The following is a 14,201-nucleotide window of genomic DNA, read 5'->3' as shown; positions in this document are numbered from 1 at the left end:
TATATGAGGAGAAAAAAGTGGGGAAGAAGGAGGATAAAAATACGTGGGATAAACAAAAATTTTGTTTACATTTTGGCATCATTATTTATATTATCATTGCTGTATATGTTTGTAACGTACAGGTTGACACCTGCGCTTATTAAGGCCAGTGAGACAGTAGCTCAGGAGGTAGCTGTAAAATCTATCAATAAATCCATCAATGAAAAAGTTCTAAAAGGCATTCAATACAGCGACCTTATAAATGTAAGAACTGACAACAGCGGAAAAGTATCGATGCTGCAAGCTAATACGATAGAGATGAATATTTTGTCAGCAAAGATTACTCAAGCTGTTCAGGATAATTTAAACAGCATAGGATCGGTGTACGTGAAATTACCTCTTGGCAGCCTAATATCAAAGGATGTATTTGCAAATACAGGCCCAAAGATAAAAGTAGGACTCCTGCCAATCGGCTCGGTGAATGTAGACTTTGAATCAAGCTTTGAACCAGCAGGGATAAATCAGACGAGGCACATAATATACCTCTACATAAAGACGAACATTCAAATAATTGCGCCGCTTGCATCAAAGCAAATACAGGTATCCACACACATGCCTATTGCCGACAGCATAATTGTAGGCGATGTGCCTCAAAGCTTTGTAGACGTCAACGGCAATAAGTACACTGTTCCTGTTCCAAATGGAAATTCAAAAATTAATATAGAAAGCAATTGACAACATTAGAAATTATGGTATAATAATAATTGTTTGACGGGGGTGTAGCTCAGTTGGGAGAGCACCTGCCTTGCAAGCAGGGGGTCAGGAGTTCGAATCTCCTCATCTCCACCATGGGCTTGTAGCTCAGGCGGTAAGAGCGCACGCCTGATAAGCGTGAGGTCGATGGTTCAAGTCCATCTAAGCCCATTTGTAAACCCTAGCGGGTCTTTTTTTTTATGTCTAAAATTTAAAAAAATAGAGGAATTAGCAAATTTTTGTCGAATTAGATAAATAAAATTTGTCTTTGAGGTGTAAAAATGGCTTCCAAGTTTGAATATGATAAAAAACTTGACAACATAGTAGAAAAGACGATAGAAGTTATAGGCAGCAGCAAAGAGCAGATTTCAGAAATATTAGAGAGGACAAGGAATGAGTATCATCTTTTAGAAGAACAGATAAACGAGCTGAAAGTCAAGGTCAGATTTGTTATAAAAGAGGTAGAACAACTTGAAAGAAAAGAGAAAAGCTCTAAGCTAAAACTGGCTTATGTAAGCCAGCGCTTTGGCAACATAAGTGAGGATGCCATAAAGGAAGCTTACGAAGAAGCGAAAGAGATTCAGGTAGCGCTTATTTTAAAAAGGCAGGAAGAAAAAGACCTTATAGCAAGAAGAAATGAGCTGGAAAGAAAGCTCATTGAATATAGGGCGATTGTAGAGAAAGCAGAAAAACTTTCTACACAGATAGGTGTTGCCCTTGATTACTTGACAGGAGATTTGACAAAGCTTCACAATCAGTACGAAGAACTTAAAGACAGGCAGCTTCTAAACATACGAATAATAGAAGCTCAGGAAGATGAGAGGAAGAGGATCGCCCGAGAGATTCACGATGGTCCTGCGCAGTCTATGGCAAATGTAATATTAAAAGCGGAGCTGTGCGAGAAACTCATTAGCAAAGATACAGAAAAAGCAAAAGATGAGCTTAAAAACCTTAAAGACATAGCACACTTATCTTTAAAAGAAGTGAGGAAGATCATATACGATTTAAGGCCGTCTGTTCTTGATGATTTAGGCTTAATACCTGCCGTATCAAAGTACATAAATGACTTTAAAAATGATACTGGAATAAATGTGGATTTTATTACTTTATCTGAACATAAAAGATTAAAGCCTGAGATAGAAATAACCTGTTTCAGAGTCATTCAGGAAGCCTTGACAAACATTCGGAAGCACTCAAAGGCGAGGAATGCCGTGATACGATTAGAGTTTGGCGATCGCTTTATAAGCATAATTATAAAAGATGACGGTGTAGGCTTTGAAAAGACATCTCAAGACAATAAATTTGGGCTGTTGGGGATGCGGGAGAGAGTTCAGATATTAAACGGGAAATTTGAAATAAACAGTTCACCTAATGAGGGGACACAAATTTACATTTCTATTCCGCTAGGTGGTGATAAGTGCAATGATTAACATTATGATTGCTGACGACCATGTGCTTTTGCGTCAAGGGTTAAAGCAGATAATTGAATTAGAAGAAGATATGAAAGTGGTGTATCAAGCCTCAGATGGAGAAGAAGCTTATAATTTGGCTAAAAATAATTCTCCAGATATAATTTTGATGGATATAAACATGCCAAATGTAAATGGCATTAAAGCTGCAAAGATGATTAAAAGCAATGATCCTAAAAATAAAATAATGTTTTTGACTATCTACAATGACAAAGAGTACCTTATGGAAGCATTGAAGATTGGCGTGGAAGGTTACATATTAAAAGATGCAGATTCAGATGAACTTATAAAGGCTATAAGAATCATATCAAATGGAGGCGTTTATATACACCCTTCACTTATCAGGGAAATTGAAAGCTTAGAGAAAAATGAATGCAAAAAAGATCTTACTGACAGAGAGTTTGAGATTTTAAATTTAATCGCTGAAGGGTATAGCAATAAAGAGATAGCGGATAAGCTTTTCTTAAGCGAAAAGACAGTCAAAAATCACGTGTACAATATATTTAGAAAATTAGATGTAAAAGATAGGACTCAAGCTGCCATATATCTATTAAAAAATAATAACATGTACAATATGCATACATAAAATTTGCTTTTATTCCAAAAATATTTTATAGTTAATATGTAATCCAAAATGTTTAGGAGGCGTATGAAATGGAGAGTGGCGAGTTAAAAGACATTGAAAAGAGATTTGGATACAAAAGCAAAAATGGATGGCTTAAAGTAAATGACGAGGAAAAGGAAAAGATATTTGAGTACGCAGAAGATTACAAAGCATTCATAGGAGAGTGTAAAACGGAGAGAGAAGTTGCAGACAGGATAATAAAGGTTGCTGAAGAAAATGGTTTTATAAATTTGGAAACAGCTACAAACTTAAAGCCAGGCACAAAGGTGTACTATAACAATAAAGGCAAATCGGTAATTTTAGCTGTTATCGGAAAGGATTCTGTCCGCAATGGATTTAAAGCTGCAGCCGCTCATATAGATTCACCAAGGATTGATTTGAAGCCAAATCCGCTGTATGAAGATAGTGGTCTTGCATTGTTTAAGACACATTATTATGGGGGGATTAAGAAGTACCAGTGGGTTACGATACCATTGGCACTGCACGGAGTCGTCATAAAAGAAAATGGCGAAAAAGTCGTTTTTAAAGTCGGAGAAGATGAAAAAGACCCTGTGCTATACATAACTGATTTACTGCCGCACCTTGGAAAAGATCAGATGGAGAAAAAAGCTGCTGATGTGGTAACTGGAGAAGCACTAAATCCGGTTATAGGGAATATGCCTTTGTCTGAAGACGTTTCTGTAAAGCCAAATTTGTTGAAGATTTTAAATGAGAAATATGGGATAGTGGAAGAAGATTTTATAAGTGCTGAGTTGGAATTGGTGCCAGCACACAAACCAAGGGATATAGGCTTTGATAGAAGCATGATAGGAGCTTATGGACAAGACGATAGGATATGCGCTTATGATGTGCTTAGAGCTATTTTAGATGTTGACAATCCTGAAAAGACTGCAGTAGCTATATTTGCTGACAAAGAAGAGATAGGAAGCATGGGAAATACAGGATTACAGTCCAGATTTTTTGAAAATGCTATAGCGGAAATCTTGGAAAAACAAGAAGGCAGCACTGATATAAAGCTTAGAGCAGCCATGAGAAATGCAGAATTGTTGTCTGCGGATGTAAATGCTGGTTTTGATCCTTTATACCCTGACGTAAGCGAAAAACTTAACAGTTCATATATAGGACATGGTGTGTGCCTGACGAAGTACACGGGTTCACGCGGAAAAAGTGGTTCAAATGACGCAAATGCTGAGTTTGTGGCAAAAGTGAGAAAGATATTTAATGAAAATGATGTAGTATGGCAGACAGGAGAGCTTGGAAAAGTTGACATTGGCGGTGGAGGAACAGTCGCACTTTTTGCAGCAAACTATGGTATGGAGGTTATTGACTGCGGTATTGCACTTTTAAGCATGCATTCACCTTATGAATTGTCATCAAAACTTGACTTGTACATGGGATATAAAGCATATAAATCATTCCTTTTAAGCAGGTAAAGGACATTAAAAACACCGGTGTAGCCGGTGTTTTTTTAACTATGTTATTGATTTATAAACATTTCTACCACAATTACGCCGTTTCCAGTGCTGTTTGTGACAACGCCAACGCCAACCTTATTGAAATAAGGGTTTAAGATATTTTCCCTATGACCGCTGGAATTCATCAATGCATAATGAGCACTTACAACATCGCTGTTTAGTGCTATGTTTTCTGCAGCGGCATTGTAACTTATGCCAAATTGTTTCATCATATCAAATGGCGAGCCATAAGTAGGTGACGTGTGAGAAAAATAGTTGTTGTCCCTCATATCCTCAGCTTTTATCCTGGCCACTTTTGACAGGTTCTCATCGATGGTAAGCGGACTCAAGCCTCTTGACGTTCTTTCGCTATTTATGAGATCCACCAACTGTTTTTCTTGTGCTGATAACCCTTGATAATTTTGTTGTGTGCCGCTATTCTTAGCACTTTCAACAGCATTGGAAGATGAATTGCCGGCTGATGCAGTCGTAGATGCAATAGTTCCTTTTGTATTAATTGTTGTCTGGCTTACATTTGCAGTGCTATTATTCATTGTTATCCACCAATAATTGTTATTGTACCAAGCATTTGTGTTATTTGCCTGTACATAATTTATTTTTACTGTGGCTGTATTGAATACGGAGTTATTTGATGTGGTGGTCTTTAAAGTTGATGCTCCGTTGTAGACAACGTTGTTGTTTGTATATGTTCCGTAAGAATACGAAGCTTCTGCAATATTAAAAGAGCCAATCATTGATAATGAAATTACTGCAAATGCTGCATAGTACTTTAGATTTTTTTTCACTAATATCACACCCCTTAATTAAATTATTCGACAAAAAAAGAAAAAAACCTTTAAGTAATTAATGGACACGTAGGAAATCTTATCAATAGTTGCACCTCTGAATATAATGTGAGTAGGGGGTGCAAAGATGAGATATGGGATATTAGTCTTTTATTCTTATCAACATGCAGTGCTGTGTGACAAGGTATTAAGGCAGAACAATATACCTGTAGAATTTATACCAACGCCACGCTCTATAATGAATAGCTGCAGCCATTCATTAAAATTTGGCCTGGAATACGTAAATATTGTAAAATTAATAGTACAAAGAATAAATATCCCTTATAAAGGGATATATGAGGTAGAAAAGACATATAGCGGATATACTGTCATAGGTGTTCGTTAGGCTTTCCAAAAATAATTGATTTTATCTTGTCTATTGTCCCATTTTCTACTTTTTCATTAAGCTTTGAGTTTAATATGATTATTTTATTTTGCAGATCTTTTATCTGCTTTTTTAATTTCTCATTTTCCAAAAGGACATTGTTGTAGACAGAATTAAGATTGTCAAGTTTTGAAGTAAACTTCATTCTTTCTTCATAATATTTTTTCAAATTTTCCTTAAGTTCTTCGATATTTCTGTTTTTAAGTGCGATTTCATAGCTTTTTTGATTTAGGTTTCTCTCTAAATGTACTTTCTCATTTTGGAGGTTTTCTATTTTTTTAGATAGTGTGCTTAAGTATTCTTGGACTTCTTTTATATAAAATGTAAAATAATTATCTTTATCATATGATATGCTATCTTTAACTCTATTAAAAGGAAGCTCTAATCCGTTATCATCTAAAAACGTGAATTTTTCTGCTGATTCTTCTGCTTTTTTTGCAAATTCATACGACGAAGGTTTTTCAGCCAATTTAAAAGGCTTGCAGAAACTATTGCCTCCATCTGATGATACAGCACTGTAAAAAGCATTTTGTTGAATCCATGTACACCATATAGTAGTGTCTATTATATTAAAGCAAGGCCACAAAATCGCGTCTGAAAATGACAAAGTGATTTTTTTATCCCACGATCCTTTTGGCCATCCACCGTCGATTTTTTTTCTGTATTTTAGCTCTTTTATTATGTTTTCCTCAACCCAGCATATATGGATATTTCGTTTGTCATCGATGGCTATATTTGGATATTCCAGCGATATAGCTTCAGAAATTGTAGTCTTTAAGGTCCATGCACCGCTTAAATACGTTGTATAAAAAATCTTCTGAGTGTTTTCGGCTGTTATATAGACTAAATGTAGAACTCCGGATTTATCAGATGCTACACTGTAGAAAGGTTTAATTTGATTGTTGTAAATGACAGCTACGTCATTAACTTTGAAAGTCTTAAGTACAAAATGCTTCAGAATCAATTTTTTAGGTGATGATAGATTATGCTCTGTAAAAAATAGATGTAATGTCTCACCAGACATTATTAATCTGAAGTTATCTGCAAAAAATGATTTGTCATTATAATGGTACAAAATCTTTTTGATTACTTTGTTATCATCATTTAAATGTGCTAAAACAATATTTTGCTCTCTGCTAAAATATGCTATTAAAATTTCATTCGAGCTTAGCCCAACATCAAAATCGCTTATTGCATTGTCTATAAGGTTTATTTCGTTCGAATTTTCGCCAGCTATATTTAATAAAATAGAATTTCGGTTTGATGAAAATTTGTACACCTTACCTTTAAAATTTAATAGTACCTTGTCCATAAAATGCCTCCTTTCATTTAAAATTATATTCTTTATTTGTAACAAATATTATGGTTATTACGTATATTGTAACTAGAAATATGCAAAATCAAATTAAACAAAAATTTAGTCGTAAGGGGGAAATAAAATGGCATTTGCTAAAAAGCTGATTGGAGAACAAGAAGTAGGACCAGGTCCAGTAGAGCCAGGTCAGCTTCCTGAACCAACAGAGATAACTTGCATAGAAGTTACAAAGATATACGATTCATGCTCACAGAGATTGTGTTTAGACAGCATACCACCAGTTCCATTTGTGCCTACTATCACAAACCCAACATTTGGACGCTGTGAGAATGTAACTGTTTCGCTTGTATCACCTCCAGGATTTACACTTACACCTATTCCTGAAAGACCTGGATTTGCAAGAGTGCAGGCTACATTCCAAGTAACATATGATGTAGTGATTACAAATACATCTGGCGATATTCAAACATTGACAGGACTAACAACTACGTTTAATAAGGATATAGTATTGTATGTGCCAGAACCAACTATTGCCATCATGAAGTTTGAAGCTGTTGCGGAGTGTTTGTTTGGAAGAGTCAATGTTGGAACACCAACAACATTAGAGGTAATCATAGGTGTATGGATCATCATAAAATCTGCTATGGATGTGCAATTATTGATACCTTCGTATGGATTCTGCCCAGTACCACCTGAGTGCGAGGAGTTTCCGACAAATGTATGTGATGAATTCATGCAGAGACCATTCCCACCTATATTTCCTCCGCAGAAAGCCCCATATTCACCATATTAAAAATATGAAAAGCCAGCATAAGCTGGCTTTTCTCATAACAATGATAGGAGGATTTTTTATGAAAATTTTATTTATAACATTTATCGATATTTTAAATTCACTTCCGCAGAGAAGTCATCATTTGATAGATTACTTGAAAGACAAATATGACTTGACGGTAGTATTTTGTAGGTATGACGATCTTGGAGTATTGAAAAAGCAAGAAGGCACGATTACTTATATAGGAATACCTGTTAAGTTTGCGAGTCTTTTTAGCCCCATGATTTTGTATAAAAAATACGTTGAACTTGATTCTTCGAAATACGATATATGTATTGCACAAGGTCCATGGGCTGGTTTGACTGCCGTAGAACTTCTGAAATCAGGAAGAATAAGCTTTTTGGCTTACGAAGATATCGACTATTTTCCTGCATTTTTTGAATATGAGGACATTTATGAGAGGACAAAAAACATGGAGAAATATTGCATTGAAAATTCTGATGTTACATTTTCTGTAAATCAACATTTGATAGAATTGAGAAAAAACATGACAGGCATTACACCATACTACATACCAAATGGTGTCAATTATGAACTGTTTAATGGCAATAAGGAAAAACATCAAGGAATAGTCATTATATTTAGCGGTTCATTAGAGCATTGGTCAGGCGTTGAGATGCCTATAAAAGCACTTTCTATCTTAAGGCGAGAGTATGACGTTTCGATGATGATACTTGGGAAGGGGAAATATGAACATGCTCTTAGGAAATTGTCGAGAGATAGCAAAGTAGATGATGTTGTACATTTTTTGGGGAAAGTAAAGTATAGCGATTTGCCGCTGTATTTTAATAAAGCTGATATTGGACTTTGTACGCTTTTTCCAACAGAACTTATAAAATATTCTTTTCCACTTAAAGCTGTAGAATACATGGCATCTGGCCTTCCCGTGATAGCAACAGACATTGGCGATTTAGGAAAATTGATTAAAGAAAATGAGTGTGGTATAACTATAAAGTACAATGTATCTGATTTTGTTGAAAAAGCTATAGATTTGATAGAAAATTGTGATAAAATGAGTATATACGGACAAAACGGAAGGGAATTTGCTAAAACGTTTGACTGGAAAGAACTTTTTAAGAAGGAAATGGGCATAATTTTTGAAAAATTAGATAAAAGGATAAAATACAATTGAAAGGTGATGGCTATGACCAAAAGTATAAAAGATGATGTACTTTTAAGATTAAAAACCATAAAGGGGCATATAGCTGGAATCGAAAAAATGGTGGAAGAAGACAAAGGGTGTTCTAATATTTTGCTGCAAATAGCAGCGGTGAGAGCTTCTTTAGAAAAAGTTGGATTGTCAATCATAAATGAACATGCTGAACAGTGCTTTCTTGCAAATGAAGATGGAAAGATAACTTATGAGGAACTTCAAAGTGTTGTTGATTTATTAGTTAAATTTTTAAAATGAGCAATATTTGCCAGTAAAATGGGGTCAGAAAAGACCCTTCTCTATGTTGATAATGGAAATAGAAGGGTGTATAATTAATAAAAAGAAGGTGTTTTACGTGAGAATACATGGTATTGTAGAAAAGATAGAAGATGACGTAGCTATAGTTGTTCTTGATGACGACAGGAAGATAAATATTCCTACAAAGTATCTTCCCAGTAATATTGCTGAAGAAGATGCTATAGATATTTCATTGGATGTCAATGAAAGAGGAAGAAAACTAAAAAAGATGATTGAAGAATCTAGGGAAGAAGATTAATTTTTTTTAACACTAATTGTTAATAAATTAACTATTGTTTACTTAGTCTTTATCATATAATAAAATAATTGTATACAGTATACGGGTGATTTATATGATTATTACTGTTTGTGTAGGCAGCTCATGCCATTTAAAAGGCTCCTACGATGTTATTAATAAATTAAAAAAAATGATTAAAGATTACAGCCTTGAAGACAAAGTAGAGTTAAAAGCTGATTTTTGCATGGGCAATTGTTTAAGGGCGGTTTCTGTAAAAATTGATGGTGGTACGTGCTTATCAATTAAACCAAACAGCGTTGAGGAATTTTTTAAAGAACATGTTTTAGGTGAACTAAAATGAGTGTCATTAATTTTAAAGAAGCCAATTGCAGAAACTGCTATAAATGTATTAGGTACTGCCCTGTCAAAGCGATAAAAGTTAATAATGAACAAGCTGAAATCATAGAATACAGATGCATTGCATGTGGAAGATGTTTAAATGTTTGCCCTCAGAATGCGAAGACAGTTAGGTCAGATGTAGAAAAAGTTCAATCATTTTTAAATAGAGGGGAAAAAGTTGTTTTCACTGTAGCTCCATCGTATCCTGCACTTGTCGGGCATAATAGTGCTTTAAAATTCTTGAAAGCTTTAAAAAGTTTAGGAGCCGAAATGATAGTTGAGACATCAGTAGGTGCTATGCTTATATCTAAGGAGTATGAAAAGTATTATAACGATTTGAAATATGACAACTTGATTACTACTTCATGTCCATCTGTAAATTATTTGGTTGAAAAGTACTATCCAGATCTTATAAAATGCCTTGTACCAGTTGTATCACCGATGGTAGCTGTTGGAAGGGCTATAAAAAGTATATACGGTGAAAGCGTGAAAGTTGTATTTATAGGTCCGTGCCTCGCTAAAAAAGCTGAGATGAGTGATTTTAGCTGTGAAGGAGCTATAGATGCTGTATTGACATTTGAAGAAGTAATGAATTTGTTTGGTACAGAGGAAGTAGATTTTGAATATATGGAAGATTATTTGGAAGATGTTGATGCTGAAGAGCAGTATAAATTGTATCCAATTGAAGGAAAAACAATTGATTGTATGGATGTTGATTTGAATTTAAGAAAGGTTGTCTCTGTGTCATCGATAGAGAATGTGAAAGATCTTTTAAATGATTTAAGATCTGGCAATTTACATGGGTATTGGATAGAAGCCAATGCTTGCGATGGCGGTTGCATCAATGGTCCTGCATTTGGAAAGTTAGAAAGTGGCATTACAAAAAGGAAGGAAGAAGTTATAAGCTATTCTCGCGTGAAGGAGAGATTTAGCGATGATTTCAGCGATTTTAGCGATTTTTCTTTAGATTTAAGCCGAAAGTTTATTGATTTAAGCGATAAATGGAAAATGCCAAGCGAGGCCGAGATAAAAGAGATACTATCGAAGATTGGCAAGTTTTCACCTGAAGATGAATTGAATTGCGGTGCATGTGGCTATGACACTTGTAGGGAAAAAGCCATAGCGGTCTTTAATGGAATGGCAGAACCGTATATGTGCTTGCCATACATGAGGGGGAGGGCTGAAACGCTGTCCAATATCATAATAAGCTCTACTCCCAATGCCATAATTGCGGTCAATAACGAGTATGAAATTCAAGATATGAACAGAGCATTTGAGAAGATGTTCTTGGTGAATTCGTCAATGGTTAAAGGTGAAGATCTATCGTTGATTTTTGATACATCTGATTTTGTAGAGGTTATTGAAAATAAGAAAAGCATTTTTAATAAGAAAGTATCGTTTAAAAATTACGGAATCATAGCATTGGAAAGCATCTACTATTTAGATGAGTATAAAATTGCCATTGGGATTTTTACAGATATAACAAAGATGGAGAAACAAAAGGAAAGTTTCTCGAAACTTAAAAGGGAAAACTACCAGTTGGCACAGCAAGTGATAGATAGGCAGATGAAGGTTGCACAAGAGATAGCCAGCTTGTTGGGGGAAACAACAGCGGAGACAAAAGTCATATTAACCAGAATGAAAGATATGCTGTTAAATCAAGGTGATGATGAATGAGTCATTACATCGATATTGCACATGCATCATTGAATAAGTACGATGAAGAGTTGTGCGGAGATAGTGTTCAAATAATAAGAAAAAAAGATTATGTAATGGCAGTTATGGCAGATGGGCTTGGAAGTGGTGTTAAGGCCAATATTTTATCTACTCTGACAGCGCGAATTGTATCAAAAATGTTGGACATGGGTTCTGAACTAAAAGATGTGGTAGAGACGGTGGCTGAAACATTGCCAATATGTAAAGAGAGGAATATAGCATATTCTACATTTACTGTTGTTTCTATATGTGGCAATAATGCTCATCTGGTTGAATATGACAATCCATCTGTGTTTTATTTTAAAAATGGCGTGCATAAGAAGATTGACAGAAAGTGTGTTGAAATAGGTGATAAGAAAATCTTTGAAAGCAGCTTCAAATTGGATTTGAATGATGCACTGATAGTTGTATCTGATGGAGTAATTCATGCTGGTGTAGGAGGAGTATTAAATCTCGGTTGGCAGTGGGATAATGTTAAGCAATATTTATCAAAAGTATTAGAGGTCTACAGCGATGCATCAGATATTTGCTCACAGCTTATAACAACCTGTAATAATTTGTACAAGAATAAACCTGGCGATGATACAACTGCAATAGTGATAAAAGTTAACGAATCGAAAAAAGTTACGGTGATGGTAGGGCCACCGGTTTTGAAAAATATGGATGAATGGGTTGTGAAAAAACTTATGAAAAGTGAAGGATTAAAGGTGGTATGTGGCGGTACTGCTGCAAAAATTGTAAGCAGGATTTTAAATAAAGATGTGATCACATCTACAGAGTATGTTGATCCTGATATACCTCCTTATGCCCACATTGATGGAATTGATTTGGTGACAGAAGGCGTATTGACTTTAAGAAAGACTGTTGAAATTTTTAAAGAATATATTGAGAATAGCGATTCAAACTTATTGAGATTTTCAAGAAAAGATGCTGCCACTCGGCTGTTTAAGATATTAAATTACGCTACTGACGTAAATTTCTTAGTGGGTCAGGCTGTAAACAGTGCCCATCAAAATCCTGATTTTCCATCTGACCTTAGAATAAAGGTCAGGATTGTGGAAGAGCTTATAAATTTATTAAAGGGATTAAATAAAAATGTGGAAGTAAATTATTTTTAGAAAGGATAGATTGCCTTGTTTAAGTTTAACACAGATGTTCAAATGTTAAAGTACGAGGTACTTTACAACGTTGCGAAATTGACGCTTGAAGATAGGCTTGAAGATGAATATGATGAAATACCTTACGAGATAATACCGGGAACAAAACCAAGATTTAGGTGTTGCGTGTATAAAGAAAGAGCTATAATTGAGCAGAGAACCAAAGTTGCAATGGGGAAAAATTTAAAGCGTACTATGAAACATGCAGTGGACGGTGAAGAGCCAATAATTCAGGTTTTAGATATTGCCTGTGAAGAATGCCCGATTAAAAGGTATCGTGTTACTGAAGCTTGTAGAGGATGTATTACTCACAGGTGTACAGAAGTATGTCCAAAAGGTGCCATAACGATAATAAACAAAAAGGCAAACATCGACTATGACAAGTGTATAGAATGTGGCAGGTGCAAAGATGCGTGTCCATACAATGCAATTTCTGACAATTTGAGGCCATGCATTAGATCTTGTTCAGCAAAAGCCATAACTATGGATGAAGAATTGAAAGCTGCCATAAATTATGAAAAATGCACTTCATGTGGTGCTTGTACAGTGGCATGTCCATTTGGAGCCATAACAGACAAGTCTTATATTGTGGACATTATAAGGGCTATTAAGAGTGGGAAAAAAGTTTATGCTTTGATAGCGCCAGCCATAGCATCTCAATTTAAAGATGTAACTGTGGGACAGATAAAATCTGCTTTGAAAGAATTTGGTTTTGTCGATGTGATTGAAGTTGCTCTTGGGGCAGATTTTGTAGCTATGGAAGAGGCAAAAGAATTCAGCCATAAAATAAAAGACATAAAAGTCATGACAAGTTCATGTTGTCCTGCCTTTGTGGCACACATTAAGAAAAGCTATCCTGAGCTGTCGCAAAACATATCGACAACTGTATCTCCAATGACAGCTATATCAAAATACATCAAAAAACACGATCCTATGGCAGTGACAGTATTCATAGGTCCATGTACTGCAAAAAAATCGGAAGTCATGAGAGATGATGTAAAGGGCATAACGGATTTTGCCATGACATTTGAAGAGATGGTTGCTGTGCTGGATGCAGCAAAAATAGACATGAAAGAACAACCAGATGTGGAAGTGGATGATGCTACGCTTTTTGGAAGAAAGTTTGCAAGATCGGGAGGCGTCTTAGAGGCTGTAATTGAAGCAGTTAAGGAAATAGATGCCGATGTTGAGCTAAATCCTGTAGTGTGCAATGGACTTGATGAGTGCAACAAGACGTTGAAAATAATGAAAGCCGGTAAATTGCCAAATAATTTTATAGAAGGTATGGCTTGTGTTGGAGGTTGCATTGGCGGTGCAGGCGTAATAAATAACAACGTAAACCAAGCGAAATTGGCTGTCAATAAATTTGGTGATTCATCTTACCATAAAAACATAAAAGACAGAATCAGCCAATTTGACACTGATGACGTCGATTTTCATGTTGACCACAGTGAAGATGAGTCAAGTGAAACATCGTTTAAAGAAGCTTAGGAGTTTTAAAAATGATGGGTCCAATCTATTGGGCCCTAAATTTTTGTTGAAATATATATCATCATTAACATATAATATATTTGAATTACATAA

15 protein-coding genes and 2 tRNA genes are annotated in these 14,201 nt (G+C 35.3%); 15 read left to right on the top strand and 2 right to left on the bottom strand.

Features of this window, described 5'->3' with window-relative positions:
- Positions 1–3: 3 nt before the first annotated feature.
- From yunB to ACZ42G_RS09315, 6 genes are all read left to right on the top strand, one after another.
- Positions 4–714: a sporulation protein YunB gene (yunB, locus tag ACZ42G_RS09340; protein ID WP_464850179.1), complete on the top strand. Its 711-nt coding sequence runs from the start codon at positions 4–6 to the stop codon at positions 712–714.
- A 38-nt stretch (positions 715–752) separates the two neighbouring features.
- A tRNA-Ala gene (locus tag ACZ42G_RS09335) sits at positions 753–828 on the top strand.
- A 1-nt stretch (position 829) separates the two neighbouring features.
- Positions 830–903 (top strand) — tRNA-Ile (locus tag ACZ42G_RS09330).
- 110 nt (positions 904–1,013) lie between these two features.
- Positions 1,014–2,162, top strand: a complete 1,149-nt coding sequence (locus ACZ42G_RS09325) for a sensor histidine kinase (RefSeq protein ID WP_464850178.1) — start codon at positions 1,014–1,016, stop codon at positions 2,160–2,162.
- Complete coding sequence (locus ACZ42G_RS09320) at positions 2,155–2,787, top strand: response regulator (protein WP_013787811.1); 633 nt, start codon at positions 2,155–2,157, stop codon at positions 2,785–2,787. Before ACZ42G_RS09325 ends, ACZ42G_RS09320 begins: the two co-directional genes overlap by 8 nt.
- A 68-nt stretch (positions 2,788–2,855) precedes the next feature.
- Complete coding sequence (locus ACZ42G_RS09315; protein ID WP_085112190.1) at positions 2,856–4,259, top strand: aminopeptidase; 1,404 nt, start codon at positions 2,856–2,858, stop codon at positions 4,257–4,259.
- A gap of 44 nt (positions 4,260–4,303) precedes the next feature.
- Here ACZ42G_RS09315 and ACZ42G_RS09310 read toward each other — a convergent pair whose 3' ends face one another.
- The gene (locus ACZ42G_RS09310; protein WP_085112189.1) at positions 4,304–5,086 is read right to left on the bottom strand and encodes a CAP domain-containing protein; all 783 of its coding nucleotides are present in this window, start codon (positions 5,084–5,086) and stop codon (positions 4,304–4,306) included.
- A gap of 127 nt (positions 5,087–5,213) precedes the next feature.
- On the opposite strand from ACZ42G_RS09310, the gene ACZ42G_RS09305 reads away from it, so the two are divergent.
- Positions 5,214–5,471 (top strand): putative Se/S carrier protein, encoded by a 258-nt coding sequence (locus ACZ42G_RS09305; RefSeq protein ID WP_085112188.1) that lies wholly within the window; start codon positions 5,214–5,216, stop codon positions 5,469–5,471.
- On the opposite strand, the gene ACZ42G_RS09300 is transcribed toward ACZ42G_RS09305, so the two are convergent.
- Positions 5,455–6,822, bottom strand: a complete 1,368-nt coding sequence (locus ACZ42G_RS09300) for a zinc ribbon domain-containing protein (protein WP_464850177.1) — start codon at positions 6,820–6,822, stop codon at positions 5,455–5,457. The genes ACZ42G_RS09305 and ACZ42G_RS09300 overlap by 17 nt on opposite strands.
- Before the next feature lie 127 nt (positions 6,823–6,949).
- Here ACZ42G_RS09300 and ACZ42G_RS09295 point away from each other — a divergent pair, with 127 nt between their 5' ends.
- From ACZ42G_RS09295 to ACZ42G_RS09260, 8 genes are all read left to right on the top strand, one after another.
- The gene (locus ACZ42G_RS09295) at positions 6,950–7,618 is read left to right on the top strand and encodes a hypothetical protein (protein WP_085112186.1); all 669 of its coding nucleotides are present in this window, start codon (positions 6,950–6,952) and stop codon (positions 7,616–7,618) included.
- 58 nt (positions 7,619–7,676) lie between these two features.
- Complete coding sequence (locus ACZ42G_RS09290; RefSeq protein WP_464850175.1) at positions 7,677–8,789, top strand: glycosyltransferase; 1,113 nt, start codon at positions 7,677–7,679, stop codon at positions 8,787–8,789.
- A 12-nt stretch (positions 8,790–8,801) separates the two neighbouring features.
- Positions 8,802–9,068, top strand: coding sequence for a metal-sensitive transcriptional regulator (locus ACZ42G_RS09285; protein WP_013787818.1), 267 nt, complete (start codon positions 8,802–8,804; stop codon positions 9,066–9,068).
- A 43-nt stretch (positions 9,069–9,111) separates the two neighbouring features.
- The gene (locus ACZ42G_RS09280; RefSeq protein WP_464850173.1) at positions 9,112–9,366 is read left to right on the top strand and encodes a DUF3006 family protein; all 255 of its coding nucleotides are present in this window, start codon (positions 9,112–9,114) and stop codon (positions 9,364–9,366) included.
- 94 nt (positions 9,367–9,460) lie between these two features.
- Positions 9,461–9,706, top strand: a complete 246-nt coding sequence (locus ACZ42G_RS09275) for a (2Fe-2S) ferredoxin domain-containing protein (RefSeq protein ID WP_464850171.1) — start codon at positions 9,461–9,463, stop codon at positions 9,704–9,706.
- Complete coding sequence (locus ACZ42G_RS09270; RefSeq protein ID WP_464850169.1) at positions 9,703–11,421, top strand: [Fe-Fe] hydrogenase large subunit C-terminal domain-containing protein; 1,719 nt, start codon at positions 9,703–9,705, stop codon at positions 11,419–11,421. The genes ACZ42G_RS09275 and ACZ42G_RS09270 overlap by 4 nt, the downstream gene beginning before the upstream one ends.
- On the top strand, positions 11,418–12,578 hold the full coding sequence (locus ACZ42G_RS09265) for a SpoIIE family protein phosphatase (protein WP_464850168.1): 1,161 nt from the start codon (positions 11,418–11,420) through the stop codon (positions 12,576–12,578). The genes ACZ42G_RS09270 and ACZ42G_RS09265 overlap by 4 nt, the downstream gene beginning before the upstream one ends.
- Positions 12,579–12,593: 15 nt before the next feature.
- On the top strand, positions 12,594–14,108 hold the full coding sequence (locus ACZ42G_RS09260; protein WP_464850166.1) for a 4Fe-4S dicluster domain-containing protein: 1,515 nt from the start codon (positions 12,594–12,596) through the stop codon (positions 14,106–14,108).
- Positions 14,109–14,201 lie beyond the last annotated feature (93 nt).

The organism is Thermoanaerobacterium calidifontis, assembly GCF_055381745.1.
This window is presented reverse-complemented; position numbering and strand designations above follow the sequence as displayed.